Below are 13,623 nucleotides of genomic sequence, written 5' to 3' on the forward strand. Positions count from 1 at the left end.
TTAAATCACCTCAGATTGAAATTGTTTTAAGAAACGTACGTCGTTCTCAGAAAACAAACGCAAATCTTTGATCTGATATTTTAAATTGGTAATTCTTTCTATACCCATTCCAAAAGCGAAACCAGTATATTTTTTAGAATCAATATTTACATTATCTAAAACATTAGGGTCTATCATGCCGCAACCTAAAATTTCTACCCAACCACTTTGTTTACACATTTGGCAACCATTACCTTTACAAATGGTACAAGAAATATCCATTTCTGCAGATGGTTCTGTAAACGGGAAATAGGATGGACGGAAGCGTACTTTTGTGCCTTCACCATATAATTCCTGAACAAAGTAGTATAAGGTTTGTTTTAAGTCGGCAAATGAAACGTTTTCATCAACATATAAACCTTCTACTTGATGAAAAAAGCAATGCGCTCTGGCAGAAATAGCTTCATTCCGGTAAACACGACCAGGCATTAATGCTCTAAAAGGTGGTTTACCTGCCTCCATTAAGCGGACTTGAACAGATGATGTGTGGGTGCGGAGAGCAAAAGCAGCCCCACTCCCAACCTCTCCCCCTAATTGGAGAGGAGCACTTTGAGTCTCTGCTTTATTTATTAGGTTAGCATCTTTATCGTTTGAAGAGCCATCTTGAGCTTCCCTCTCCTCTTGGAGAGGGACCGAGGGTGAGGCAACAAAAAAAGTGTCTTGCATATCTCTTGCTGGGTGTTCTTCAGGGAAGTTTAATGCAGAGAAATTATGCCAATCGTCTTCAATTTCTGGCCCTTCGGCTAAAACAAAACCCAATCTTTTAAAAATTTCTACTATCTCTTTTCTTACTAAAGATAACGGATGACGGCCTCCTAATTCAAAACCTTCGCCGGGAAGCGTTAAATCTTCCTTATTACTTTCAGCATTATTTGCAGCAAAATTGTCTTTATAATCGTTAAACTTAGCTTCTGCTAATTGTTTAAATTGATTTAAAACTTTACCTAAAATGCGTTTCTCTTCTGGCGAAACAGCTTTAAATTCATCAAATAAATCTTTGATAATACCTTTAGTACCTAAAAATTTTATGCGGAAGCTCTCTAATTGTTCTGCTGTTTTGGGTTCAAAAGCTGCTATTTCGGTACTGTATTGAGTGATTTTAGACTGCATAGGGTGCAAATTTAATAAAAAAAGTCTCGTTTAACAGAGACTTTAATTCTTAATCGTAATATTATAATAGCAATTAGCTGGTTTTATTTTTTTGCGTTAAGTTTTAATGCTTAAAGCAAAAGGCACAAAGCTTAAAGCTAAAAACGTATTTTATCGGTCAAATAAAACTTCCAGCCTCTTCCTTTCTGCCTATGGCTTTCAGCCTTTCGCCTTCTACCTAAATTACTTTTAACTCTTTCCCTACTTTAATAAATGCAGCAATAGCTTTATCAAGATGATGTTTATGATGTGCCGCAGACATTTGAACCCTTATACGAGCTTTATCTTTTGGTACAACTGGGTAATAAAAACCAATAACATAAATGCCTTCTTCTAACATTTTTGCAGCAAAATCTTGAGATAATTGCGCATCGTATAACATTACTGGCACAATTGGGTGTACACCTGGTTTAATATCAAAACCAGCCTCCGTCATTTTTTCTCTAAAATAAGTGGTGTTACTTTCTAATTTATCTCTTAACTCGGTTGTTTCTGTTAGCATATCTAAAACTGCAATAGATGCACCAACAATTGCTGGAGCTAAGGTGTTTGAAAATAAATAAGGACGAGAACGTTGGCGTAAAATTTCAATCACCTCTTTTGGACCAGATGTAAAACCACCAGATGCGCCACCTAAAGCTTTACCTAAAGTACCAGTAATGATATCAACTCTGCCCATAACGTTATGGTGTTCATGAGTTCCTCTGCCTGTTTTTCCCATAAAACCACTGCAATGGCATTCGTCAATCATTACTAAAGCATTGTATTTATCAGCCAAATCGCAAATTTTGTCTAATTGCGCAATGGTGCCGTCCATAGAAAAAGCGCCATCTGTAACAATAATACGGTGACGTAGATTTTGAGTTTCTTGTAATTGTTTTTCCAAATCTTCCATATTATCATGCTTATAGCGATAGCGTTGTGCTTTACATAAGCGTACACCATCAATTATTGAAGCATGGTTTAGCTCGTCGGATATGATTGCGTCTTGCGCATCAAACAAAGGTTCAAAAACTCCTCCGTTTGCATCAAAAGCTGCAGCATATAAAATTGTATCTTCTGTGCCTAAAAATTCAGATATTTTTTTCTCTAATTCTTTGTGAATATCTTGTGTGCCACAAATAAACCTTACAGATGATAATCCGAAGCCGTGGCTATCAATTGCATTTTTAGCAGCTTCAATTACTTTTGGGTGCGATGATAAGCCTAAATAATTATTGGCACAGAAATTAATAACTTCTTGGTTGTTGTTTACTTTAATATCTGCACCTTGTGGTGTAACTATAATTCTTTCTTTCTTATATAATCCGGCAAGTTTAATGTCGTTAATTTCTTTTGCAAGAACAGGTTTTAAAGTTTTATACATAATCAATATTTTTAATGTTAAAACTAAGAAATCATTTTTGGATGAAAGAATTACAAGCGAGTAATGTATAATTTTATTACATTGAGAGGCAGATTTATGAAAAAATTTTTAATTATTTGTTGTGTTTTATATTCTTTTAACGCCAAGGCTTCTGGGACGCTAGACTCTGCCAATTGGGTTAATAAGTTTATGCTACAGGTTATTGAAAATCAGAAAGAAAGGGAACGAAAAGCTTATGAGGCTGGTGCATATATTAAGAACGAATTAATTTTAGATGACGGGCCCGATAAGGTTTTAGGAAGAAATATTAAATATATTGATGTTAAAAAAAAACAATTGGTTTGGTTAAATGAGTCTTATTCTCAGTTGTTTTTTAAGCCAGAACTTGGCTACAAAGAATTTATTGAAGCAACTAAAAGTTATGGCAAATACCCGTCGTGGGAGTTTAAAAGTGCATCACAACTAAGCGTTAACTTTAGTACTAATTATATAAAAATAGAGGCTTTAAGTGATAAAAATTTTGTTTCACCGTTGGCTAAAAATGCATTTGCTCATTATAATTATGATATTATTAGTTTAACAGAAACTGATTTGGTTTTAGCTGTAATTCCTAAGAAAAAATTCTCTGCTACTTTTGTTGGTGAATTAACCTTTAATCCTAAAACGTATGATTTAAAACATCTTAACCTAAAAATAACCGGAGACAAGGGAATAAATTTTATTGATACCTTACAAATAGTGCAAAGTTACAATGCAAGTATTGCACACCCTCTTTATACTTTATTAAAATATAAAGGTCAGGTTTTTAAGTTTGCTTTTTCTGGTACCAGTCATTCTATTTTTACAGCTAAAGATTCAGCTGATTTTAGCATTTTCGATAAATTCAGTAAAAATGAAGAGGTTAAGGATAATTTCTCTGCATTTAACGGAAATATTCTTAAAGAGAATAGGCAAATACCACTTACTCTACAAGAACGCTTATCTTATGAAGTTCAGGATTCAAGAAATATAAGAAAAGATGAAATAATTATAGATTCTTTAGCAAATTTTGGCTCAAGAATAAAAATTTTACCGCTTCTATTTTCCGACAAAGTTTGGGCAAGTAAAAATAAAAGAAGAGCAATTATTTTTGATCCGATTGTGCCTTCTTTATTTTTTAACACAGTAGAGGGTTTTGGAATAAGTTATGGCGTAACGTTTATAGAGTACGCTAAGAACAAAAGTAATTGGGCAATTACACCTCGTATGCGATATGGTTTTAGTAATAAAGAGCTAAATTCTGATGTTTCTTTTTCTTGGTTTTATAAGCCTAAGAAAAGAGGCACACTTAATTTTAGTATAGGAAGTACCTATTTAGATTTAAACCCAAATGGCAGTATTGGGTCTTTACAAAACACATTAAATACCTTGTTTTTTGAACAAAATTTCATGAAACTTTACAGAAAAGAGTATGTAAGTTTAGGTATTGGAAGAGAATTGGTAGGGAATCTTTACCTATCTGTAGGGACAGAAATGGCTAGAAATTATTCTGTTACTAATACACAAGATTTTGTTTTTAGAGATATTAAGGAAAGAAATTTCAGTTCAAACAATCCAATATCTCCCGCATTAGAGAATGAGTTATTTCCTCAATACAGTTCATTTTTTATAAATTCTTCTTTAATTTATACATTAAAGCAGCCTTACATTACAAAAGATAATGTAAAAATTTATAAGTTACCATTAGGTCCTAGGTTTATAATTAATTACAAAAAAGGAATCCCAAATTTTGTGAATTCAGAATCTGATTATCAATATCTTGAAGCAGAAATACAACATGAAAAATTAGACATGGGTTTGTGGGGATATGGCTCTTACTCTGTTGCTGGTGGTGGTTTTTTTAATGCTAAGAGTGTTTTCTTTCCAGAGTGGAGGCATTTTAGTGGTAATTTGGCGTTAATTTTTAACCCAGGTTTACGTAGTTTTCACCTTTTAGATTTTTATACCTATAGTACAAATGAATATTTTTTAGAGGGCCATATTGAGCATAATTTTAATCAATATTTTTCTAACAGAGTTCCTTTATTAAGAAAGCTGAAATTACAAGAGTTAATTGGGGGTGCATACCTATACCAGCCAAATAAAGGAGATTATTTTGAAGCTTATGCTGGTGTAAGGAGATTAACATTTAGAGCAGATTTTGCAGTTTCTTTTAGCGGTAAAGGAGTTCTGAATAAAGGGTTTAAAATATCTTACGGTTTTTAGCTATTTTAATTAAAGTGCCTGTGAAAATTTACATCTTTAAAGAAATTTTTATGGAATGTATAAACGCTATCTTGTTTTAATATTAATTATTTTTTCTTTTGATATAAATGCACAGTCTATTATTGGTAATGTTGCTAATAAAGAAAAAGAACCTATACCCTTTGCTACAGTTGCTGTTAAAGGTAGCAATATAGGCACATCTGCAAATAACGAGGGTAATTATTTTTTGAAACTTGCTAATGGAAATTATGAAGTTATTATTAGCGCAGTGGGTTATAAACAAGCCATAAAGTCTATTATTGTTAATGCCAATAATATGGTTTTAAATTTTCAATTAGAGCCAGAATTATATGAATTAAAAGATGTAATTGTTAACGCAACAGGTAAAGACCCCGCTTATGCAATTATCAAAAAAGCTATAAATAAGCGTAAAGGGCATTTAACAGAAACACCAGCTTACACTTGTAAAGTTTATATTAAAGGAGTGCAAAAATTATTGAAGGCTCCAGAAAAATTTTTAGGAAGAGATATTGGTGAAGTTGCTAAACAAGCAGGTTTGGATAGTAACAGAACTGGTATTGTTTACCAATCGGAGTCGCAATCTATTTTAAATTATTTGCCGCCAAATAATTACCAAGAAGAAATGATTTCTTCTAAAGTTGCAGGAAGCAATAGGGCTTTTAGCTTTAACAGGGCAACAGAATTATTGCTGAATTTTTACGAGAACTATCAAAATTGGGATGGTATTAGTAATAGGCCATTTGTATCTCCAATTGCGGATAATGCACTTTTTTATTACGATTATAAGCTGATTGGCTCAACGTTAGAAAACGGCGAACTTATTAATAAAATACAGCTAATTCCTAAACGTAAATACGACCCAGCTTATCGCGGATATATTTATATTGTTGAAAATAGCTGGCGCATACATAGCACTGATTTTTTAATGACTAAAGAATCTAACATCACTTTAATTGATTCTCTTAAAATTAACCAAAAATTTATTCCTATAAAGCAAAATTGGATGCCTGCAAGCGTTGCTTTTGAATTTAAAGGAGGCCTTTTTAGCTTTAAGTTTGGCGGGTATTTTTTGGGAATATACACCGATTATGATTTTAAACCAACAAAACCAATTAAAAACTTTAAAGAGGTTTTAAAAATAACCAAAGATGTTAATAAAAAGGATGATGAATATTGGAGCAATGAAAGGCCTATTCCCTTAACTAAGGAAGAGAAGGTTAACTATGTAAAAAAAGACAGTATTGCAAAAAAAAGAGAATCTAAACCTTATTTAGATAGTTTAGATAAGGTAAATAATAAATTAAAGTTTTCTAAAATATTTTTAGGGGGTTATCAGCCACGTAATAGGTTTAAAAAAGAATATTATAATTTCGATGGCTTATTAAGTAGTGTTCATTTCAACACTGTTGAAGGTTTTGCGATAAATTACGGAGCAAGTTATAGCAAAAGAATAGATACTATCAATAATAGAAATTTTACTTGGAACGGGCATTTACGTTATGGTTTTTCTAACAAACTATTTAGTGCAAATACAGGTTTTACTATACCAATTTTAAAAAAGCAAAGCTTAAGTTTTTTACTAGGGTCTGATGTTGTTGATTTAAACAATAACGGTTCTATAAATATCTTAGGAAACACTTTTAACTCTTTGTTTTTTGAAAAAAACTACATGAAACTTTACCGTAAACAGTTAGTACAGGTAGGTTTTAACTCGCAAATAGCTGGTGGTTTAAATGGTAGTTTAACATTATTTTATAATGATAATAATTGGCTAGCCAATACTACAACATATAAATTTATAGACGATAAAGAAATTGAGTTTACATCAAACAACCCTTTTCAACCATTAAGCAGTCAACCTTTATTTGTCCAGCACCAAACCTTTAAAGCCAAAATTAGTTTAAGATACAATTTTAGTAATAAATATGTAACATACCCCACCGGTAGATTTTATTTACCATCTAAATGGCCAGTTTTAAATTTCAATTACATTAAAGCCATTCCTAATATTTTTGGTTCTGATACAGATTTTGACCAGCTCAGTTTAAGAATTTCTAAGCCAAATATTAAATTTGGTTTTTATGGTAAATTTAGTTTTGCTACAGAAGCTGGAGCTTTCATAAACACAAATAATATCTTTTATCCAGATTTTAAACATTTTACAGGTAATAAAGCTTTGGCTTTTACACCTGCTGATAACCAGTTTTTATTTTTAGATTTTTATAAATTTAATACAGCAAACAAATATTTTGAGGCTCATTTAGAACATAATTTTTCTGGCTTTTTTTCTAATAAAATACCACTAGTTAGAAAGCTTAAACTTCAAGAACTTGTAGGTATAAATTATTTAGCCAGTAATGAATTAACCAATTACCGAGAACTTTATGTTGGTCTGGCGTTTACTGGTTTAAAAGTTTATTACGGTTTTGTTTACAATAGAAAAGAGAAGATAGACTCGGGATTTAGGATTGCTTACGGATTTTAACAATTAATAGGTCTTAATATTTTAACATATTATTTTCTGAAAACAAAACACCATAATAACCGTTTATAAAAAAATAGAGCAAATCATTAATCTCGATAAATTGTCAAGAATTGACATTTATCATAATTAATTAGCAATCATTAGTTAAATTTGCTAAAAATTAAATCCCTTATAAAAAAGCGAAAGCATGTATATTCTTATTTTCTTTTTAGCGCATTGGTTTTCATCTCTTTTTGCGCAAACCTTTTATTTACACCGTTATGCTTCTCATAAAATGTTTACTCTAAACAAATTTTGGGAAAAAGCATTTTATATATTTACTTGGTTTAGTCAGGGGTCATCCTATTTAAATCCAAAGGCTTATGCAATAATGCACCGCATGCACCACGCTTTCTCCGATACAGAAAAAGACCCTCATTCTCCTCATTTTTTTGAAGATGTATTTCAGATGATGTGGAATACTCGTGGTATGTACAATGGTTTTGCGGTTGGTACCTTACAGGCTGATAAGGAGTTTACTGGTAACTATCCAGAATGGCCTTTGGTTAATAAAATAGCTTCTTCTTTTATAACTCGCGTATTGTTTGGTTTAGGATATATTACTTTCTATATATTTTTTGCTACATCATGGTGGATGTTTTTATTGTTGCCTATACATTTTATTATGGGTCCATTACATGGCGCTATTGTAAATTGGTGCGGTCACAAATACGGTTATTCTAATTTTGATAATCAGGATAAATCCAAAAACACAACTCCAATTGATTTCTTAATGTTAGGCGAGCTCTTTCAAAATAACCATCATAAATTCCCTAATAGCCCAAATTTTGCTAAAAAATGGTTCGAGATTGATCCTGTTTATCCAATTCTTAAAGTATTACATTGGTGTCGCATCATTAAACTGAGAAAAGTTTAAAAATATAGTAATATTAATTTCAAGATTATAGCTCTTAATTAGGTTTAAGGGCTATTTTTTTTGATAAACTATTTTGGTTTTATATATGTTAAGTTAAAAGCTTGTTAATTAAATATTAATAATTGTATTTAATGTTGTATTTAAAAAAAATTATACGCTCTTTTGCGTTGGAAAACAGGTTAAAGCCTGATATTTAAAAAAGATGAAACAAAACATTTTAAATACAAACAACAGTAAACCGTTAAACAACGGACATGCTGCTGCTATGTTTATTTGTTTACCTTCTTTCAGAACAATCTCTTTGCGACGAAGACCGCTATCTGCTTTCAGATTTTGATTGGTCTGAGAACAGAAATAACCCCCTTTTTAGCTATCTATTGTGGATAGTTTCATCAAAATTCATGGTCGTTTTAACTGAAAATGTGGTTTCGAATTACCACCTTAAATAAATGCATAATTCCGATTTTAATATAATAGTTGCCGGTTTGCAACACGTAGGTTTTGCAGAAACCATCTGCGATGAAATGGCAGAATCTGCAAAAGCTAGGGGAACTGGCATTGCAAAACGTTCTCCAGAATATATTTCTAATAAAATGTTGGAAGGTAAGGCTGTAATTGCTTTACATAAAGACGGTACTTGGGCCGGTTTTTGTTATATAGAAACTTGGGGACATGGAGATTTTGTGGCAAATTCTGGTCTAATCGTAAATCCTGTTTATAGAAAAGCTGGCTTAGCAAAATCAATCAAAAACAGAATTTTTGCGCTTTCTCGAGAAAAATATCCCGATTCAAAAATATTTGGTTTAACAACTGGTTTAGCCGTAATGAAAATCAACTCAGATTTAGGATATGAACCAGTAACATATTCTGAATTAACTCAAGACGAGAACTTTTGGGCTGGCTGTAAAAGTTGTGTAAACTATGATATTTTGATGAGTAAAGGTCGTCAAAATTGCATGTGTACCGCAATGTTGTACGATCCTGTTGAGAAAAAATCACAAGAAGAAGAAAGGTTAAAAAACATCACTCACAAGGCATCACTACTTGAAAGGATAGAAAAGAAATTGAAAAGTTTCACAAAAATAGTTGCTGTCGGTTTAATAAATTAATAAATAGTGAGTATGGCGTAATGAGTATAGAGTCTCACTACGCTATACTCAAATCTCAATACTCATATATGAAAAAGAAAGTTGTTTTAGCATTTAGCGGAGGATTAGACACCTCATTTTGTTGCATTTACTTAACTAAAGATTTAGACTTAGAAGTACACTCGGTAATTGTAAATACCGGAGGTTTTTCTAAGGAAGAATTAAAGCAAATTGAAGAACGAGCTTATAGTTTAGGGGTAACTTCTCATCATGCGGTTGATGCTGTTAAAGGTTATTATGATTCTTGCTTAAAATATCTAGTTTTTGGAAACGTATTAAAAAATAATACTTATCCCTTATCTGTAAGTGCCGAAAGGGTAACGCAAGCTACAGCAATTGCAAACTACGCAAAAGAAATTGGTGCCGATTTTGTTGCTCACGGTAGTACAGGAGCAGGAAACGACCAAGTTCGTTTTGATATGATTTTTAATATCGTGGTTCCAAAAGTTGGTATCATTACCCCTATTAGAGATTTGAAACTAAGCAGAGAAGCCGAAATTGAGTATTTACACAAACATGGTGTAGAAATTAATGCAGAAAAAGCGGCGTATTCTATTAATAAAGGAATTTGGGGAACATCTGTAGGAGGTAAAGAAACTTTAACTTCTAAAGGAATGTTGCCAGAATCTGCTTGGCCAACTCAAGTCACAAAAACCGAAGCAGAAGATTTAGAATTAGAATTTGTAAAAGGCGAATTAGTAGCTGTAAATGGCACAAAATATAACCATCCTGTACAGGCAATTCAGGCTTTGCAAGAAATAGCTGCTCCTTTTGGTATTGGTAGAGATATTCACGTTGGTGATACCATCATCGGTATTAAAGGAAGAGTAGGTTTTGAAGCTGCAGCACCAATGGTAATTATTAAAGCACACCACGCTTTAGAAAAACACACGCTTACCAAATGGCAGTTAAGCTGGAAAGACCAATTGGCAATGTTTTATGGAAATTGGATGCATGAAGGGCAGTTTCACGATCCTATCATGAGAGATGTTGAAGCTTTTTTACAAAACACTCAAAAAACTGTGAACGGAAAAGTGTTTATCCAATTATTACCATACCGTTTCTTAGTAATCGGAATTGAATCTGACAATGATTTAATGAGCAGCAAATTTGGAAGCTACGGAGAAATGAACGAAGGTTATACCGGAGATGATGTGAAAGGATTTTCTAAGATTTTTGGAAATCAAGTAAGTATTTGGCATAAAGTAAATGCCCCAAATCCCTAAAGGGGCTTTCCTACAAGTAGGAATAAAAAAATTGAAATTATGAGTAATAGTTTAAATAAAGAATTGCAAAGCAATGCCCCCTTAAGGGGGTTGGGGGTCGGAATTATTGGTGGTGCCGGATATACTGGTGGCGAATTATTAAGAATTTTAGTTAACCATCCTAATGTTGAGATTGATTTTATTCATAGCAATAGTAATGCTGGAAATTTAATTTCTGACGTTCACACTGATTTATTAGGCGATACAGATTTAAAATTCACCGACCAACTATCTCAAAATATTGATGTCCTTTTTCTTTGTGTTGGACATGGCGATGCTAGAAAGTTTTTAGAGGCTAATCCAATTAGCGACAATATTAAGATTATTGATTTATCTCAGGATTTTAGACTAAAAGAAAGCAGCCAAAAGCCTTTTATAAGCGAAAAGCCAAAAGCTGAAAGCCAAAAGCAGTTGAATGAATCAGAAAATCAGCCTTCAGCCTTCAGCCATGAGCCTTCTGCTTTTATCTATGGTTTGCCTGAATTAAATAAAGAAGCCATAAAAACCGCTCAAAATATTGCTAATCCTGGTTGTTTTGCAACTTGTTTACAATTGGCTTTATTGCCTTTGGCAAAAGCTGGCTTATTGAAATCGGAAGTGCATATTTCTGCAACCACAGGTTCAACTGGGGCAGGTCAAAAACCAGGTTCAACTACCCATTTTAGTTGGAGAAATAATAACCTTTCTGTTTATAAAGCTTTCGAGCATCAGCATTTAAACGAAATTGGCGAAAGCTTAATTCAGTTACAAGAAGATTTTGCTCATGACATCAACTTTGTGCCTTACCGAGGTGCTTTTTCTCGCGGAATTATGGCTTCAGCATATATTGAATGTGATTTAAGTTTAGAAGAAGCAGAAAAACTATATCAAGATTTTTATGCCGATGCTCCGTTTACACATATCAGTAAAACAAACATCGATTTAAAACAAGTGGTAAATACCAATAAATGCTTAATCCATTTAGAGAAACACGGCAATAAATTGATGATTTTATCCATCATTGATAATTTATTAAAAGGCGCATCAGGCCAAGCAGTGCAAAATATGAATTTGATGTTTGGATTAGACGAGAAAGCGGGATTAAGGTTGAAAGCTTCATGTTTTTAGCCTCACCCTAACCCTCTCCAAAGGAGAGGGAATTAAGGATGGCAAATTTAACAATGATAATTATTAATTTTTAACACAAAATAGCTCCCTCTCCTTTGGAGAGGGTCGGGGTGAGGCAGCATGAAACTATTCGACGTATATCCAATCAACAATATAAACATTGTAAAAGGCGAAGGGAGCCTGGTTTGGGATAATAAAGGACAAGAATATTTAGATTTATACGGTGGCCATGCTGTGATTTCTATCGGGCATACGCATCCACATTATGTAATTCGAATGACTGACCAACTTAATCAGTTGGGTTTTTACTCTAACTCTATTGAGATCCCTATTCAAGCAGAGTTGGCTGAAAAATTAGGTCATGTTTCAGGTAAAGAGGATTATCAGCTTTTCTTATGTAATTCTGGAGCTGAGGCTAATGAAAATGCACTAAAACTGGCTTCATTTGCCAATGGTAGAAAGAAAATTATTGCTTTTACAAAAGCTTTTCATGGCAGAACATCTTTAGCAGTTTCAGTAACAGACAATCCTAAAATTGTTGCTCCTGTTAACCAAAACTCGAATGTAATTTTTTTACCTTTTAACGATGTAGCAGCACTAAAAAGTGTTTTTGAAGATGAAGGAGAAGAAATTTGTGCAGTAATTATAGAAGGAATTCAAGGTGTAGGTGGAATTAGAGTTGCAAGTGATGAATTCTTACAAACTATACGTTCTCTTTGTGACGAAAACGGGGCTTATTTTATTGCCGATTCTGTACAATGTGGTTACGGAAGAAGCGGAAAATTTTATGCGCATGATTTTGCAGGAGTAGATGCGGATATTTATTGCATGGCTAAAGGAATGGGAAATGGTTTCCCTATCGGAGCAATTAGTATCAGTCCGAATTTAAAGCCGTGGCATGGAATGTTAGGTACAACTTTTGGGGGAAATCATTTAGCTTGTGCAGCTGCTTTGGCAGTTTTAGAAGTAATAGAACAAGATAATCTAATTGAAAATGCTGCAAAAGTTGGCGGTTATTTGATTTCAGAATTAAAGAAATTTGATAAAATTACTGAGGTAAGAGGTAGAGGGTTGATGATTGGGATAGATTTACCACAAGAATTAAGTCATGTAAAAAATGATTTACTTTTTAAACATCATATTTTTACAGGAGCAGCTAGTCCGAATGTAATTAGATTATTGCCTGCTTTAAATTTGAGTATGGCACATGCTGATAGGTTTTTGGAATCTTTTAAAAGGTTATTAATGCACAATTAAACTCTTTTAATAATGGTTATATTTGTTTTAATTCAAAATAATTTCGCAAATGGTAACATATAAACATTATATATCTATTGAACCCGGAAAAAGGTTTGGAAAACCATGTATTACTGGAACAAGAATTTCTGTTTACGATATTTTAAGCTGGTTAGCAAACGGACTTACGGCGGATCAAATTATAGATGATTTCCCTGAATTATCCACGGAACAAATTAACGCTTGTTTAGCTTATGCAGCAGATAGGGAGCATAAAATAAGAGTAGCCTAAGTGAAACTACTCTTTGACCAAAATATATCATTTAGGATTTTGAATAAAATTCAAACATTTTATCCTAATGCACATCAAGTAAGAGAACTTCAGCTTGAGAACAAATTGGATGTAGAAATATGGAATTTTGCGAAAAGCGAACAATTTACAATTGTAACTTTTGATGCAGATTTTTTTGAAATTTCAAATCTTAAAGGACATCCACCAAAGATTATTTGGCTAAGATTTGGAAACACCACAACTGTAAATGTCGCAAAAGTGCTTTTAGATAAATATCAATTTATAAAAGATTTTATTGAAAATCAAGAATATAGCGAACTAGCCTGTTTAGAAATTGATTAAAATATAATATTGA

General features: G+C 32.7%; 12 protein-coding genes. 10 read left to right on the plus strand and 2 right to left on the minus strand.

The annotated features are described in order from the left end of the window. Both pheS and kbl read right to left on the minus strand, forming a co-directional pair. Positions 1 to 1,149, minus strand: a complete 1,149-nt coding sequence (gene pheS, locus ACFSSE_RS03080; RefSeq protein WP_379040525.1) for a phenylalanine--tRNA ligase subunit alpha — start codon at positions 1,147 to 1,149, stop codon at positions 1 to 3. A 217-nt stretch (positions 1,150 to 1,366) separates the two neighbouring features. Then, positions 1,367 to 2,554: a glycine C-acetyltransferase gene (kbl, locus tag ACFSSE_RS03085; protein WP_379040524.1), complete on the minus strand. Its 1,188-nt coding sequence runs from the start codon at positions 2,552 to 2,554 to the stop codon at positions 1,367 to 1,369. Positions 2,555 to 2,650: 96 nt separating this feature from the next. Here kbl and ACFSSE_RS03090 point away from each other — a divergent pair, with 96 nt between their 5' ends. The 10 genes from ACFSSE_RS03090 (at position 2,651) to ACFSSE_RS03135 (ending at position 13,610) form a co-directional block, all read left to right on the plus strand. Beyond that, a complete protein-coding gene (locus ACFSSE_RS03090; protein ID WP_379040523.1) occupies positions 2,651 to 4,798 on the plus strand; it encodes a DUF5686 family protein in 2,148 nt (715 codons plus the stop codon). A 55-nt stretch (positions 4,799 to 4,853) separates the two neighbouring features. Further along, on the plus strand, positions 4,854 to 7,304 hold the full coding sequence (locus tag ACFSSE_RS03095; protein ID WP_379040522.1) for a DUF5686 and carboxypeptidase regulatory-like domain-containing protein: 2,451 nt from the start codon (positions 4,854 to 4,856) through the stop codon (positions 7,302 to 7,304). Between the two features lie 187 nt (positions 7,305 to 7,491). Further along, positions 7,492 to 8,220 carry an acyl-CoA desaturase gene (locus ACFSSE_RS03100; protein WP_379040521.1) on the plus strand — a complete coding sequence of 243 codons (729 nt, stop codon included), beginning with the start codon at positions 7,492 to 7,494 and terminating at the stop codon, positions 8,218 to 8,220. A 202-nt stretch (positions 8,221 to 8,422) separates the two neighbouring features. Next, the gene (locus ACFSSE_RS03105) at positions 8,423 to 8,557 is read left to right on the plus strand and encodes a hypothetical protein (protein ID WP_379040520.1); all 135 of its coding nucleotides are present in this window, start codon (positions 8,423 to 8,425) and stop codon (positions 8,555 to 8,557) included. 112 nt (positions 8,558 to 8,669) lie between these two features. Further along, a complete protein-coding gene (locus tag ACFSSE_RS03110) occupies positions 8,670 to 9,329 on the plus strand; it encodes a GNAT family N-acetyltransferase (RefSeq protein ID WP_379040519.1) in 660 nt (219 codons plus the stop codon). A gap of 68 nt (positions 9,330 to 9,397) precedes the next feature. Continuing rightward, positions 9,398 to 10,594: an argininosuccinate synthase gene (argG, locus tag ACFSSE_RS03115; protein ID WP_379040517.1), complete on the plus strand. Its 1,197-nt coding sequence runs from the start codon at positions 9,398 to 9,400 to the stop codon at positions 10,592 to 10,594. Positions 10,595 to 10,633: 39 nt separating this feature from the next. Beyond that, positions 10,634 to 11,740: an N-acetyl-gamma-glutamyl-phosphate reductase gene (argC, locus tag ACFSSE_RS03120; protein WP_379040516.1), complete on the plus strand. Its 1,107-nt coding sequence runs from the start codon at positions 10,634 to 10,636 to the stop codon at positions 11,738 to 11,740. Between the two features lie 120 nt (positions 11,741 to 11,860). Next, complete coding sequence (locus tag ACFSSE_RS03125) at positions 11,861 to 12,997, plus strand: aspartate aminotransferase family protein (protein ID WP_379040515.1); 1,137 nt, start codon at positions 11,861 to 11,863, stop codon at positions 12,995 to 12,997. Positions 12,998 to 13,046: 49 nt separating this feature from the next. After that, the gene (locus ACFSSE_RS03130; RefSeq protein ID WP_379040514.1) at positions 13,047 to 13,268 is read left to right on the plus strand and encodes a DUF433 domain-containing protein; all 222 of its coding nucleotides are present in this window, start codon (positions 13,047 to 13,049) and stop codon (positions 13,266 to 13,268) included. Beyond that, positions 13,269 to 13,610 (plus strand): DUF5615 family PIN-like protein, encoded by a 342-nt coding sequence (locus tag ACFSSE_RS03135; protein ID WP_379040513.1) that lies wholly within the window; start codon positions 13,269 to 13,271, stop codon positions 13,608 to 13,610. Positions 13,611 to 13,623 lie beyond the last annotated feature (13 nt).

Source organism: Pedobacter alpinus, from assembly GCF_042684645.1.
In the GTDB taxonomy this organism is placed as follows: domain Bacteria; phylum Bacteroidota; class Bacteroidia; order Sphingobacteriales; family Sphingobacteriaceae; genus Pseudopedobacter; species Pseudopedobacter alpinus.

What these genes read in the sequence shown, in the direction of transcription:
- ACFSSE_RS03105 (WP_379040520.1), top strand. Translation starts at nt 8,423, where the DNA reads ATGAAACAAAACATTTTAAATACAAACAACAGTAAACCGTTAAACAAC.
- argG (WP_379040517.1), top strand. Translation starts at nt 9,398, where the DNA reads ATGAAAAAGAAAGTTGTTTTAGCATTTAGCGGAGGATTAGACACCTCA.
- kbl (WP_379040524.1), bottom strand. Translation starts at nt 2,554, where the DNA reads ATGTATAAAACTTTAAAACCTGTTCTTGCAAAAGAAATTAACGACATT.
- argC (WP_379040516.1), top strand. Translation starts at nt 10,634, where the DNA reads ATGAGTAATAGTTTAAATAAAGAATTGCAAAGCAATGCCCCCTTAAGG.
- ACFSSE_RS03110 (WP_379040519.1), top strand. Translation starts at nt 8,670, where the DNA reads ATGCATAATTCCGATTTTAATATAATAGTTGCCGGTTTGCAACACGTA.
- ACFSSE_RS03100 (WP_379040521.1), top strand. Translation starts at nt 7,492, where the DNA reads ATGTATATTCTTATTTTCTTTTTAGCGCATTGGTTTTCATCTCTTTTT.
- ACFSSE_RS03095 (WP_379040522.1), top strand. Translation starts at nt 4,854, where the DNA reads ATGTATAAACGCTATCTTGTTTTAATATTAATTATTTTTTCTTTTGAT.
- ACFSSE_RS03090 (WP_379040523.1), top strand. Translation starts at nt 2,651, where the DNA reads ATGAAAAAATTTTTAATTATTTGTTGTGTTTTATATTCTTTTAACGCC.
- pheS (WP_379040525.1), bottom strand. Translation starts at nt 1,149, where the DNA reads ATGCAGTCTAAAATCACTCAATACAGTACCGAAATAGCAGCTTTTGAA.
- ACFSSE_RS03125 (WP_379040515.1), top strand. Translation starts at nt 11,861, where the DNA reads ATGAAACTATTCGACGTATATCCAATCAACAATATAAACATTGTAAAA.
- ACFSSE_RS03130 (WP_379040514.1), top strand. Translation starts at nt 13,047, where the DNA reads ATGGTAACATATAAACATTATATATCTATTGAACCCGGAAAAAGGTTT.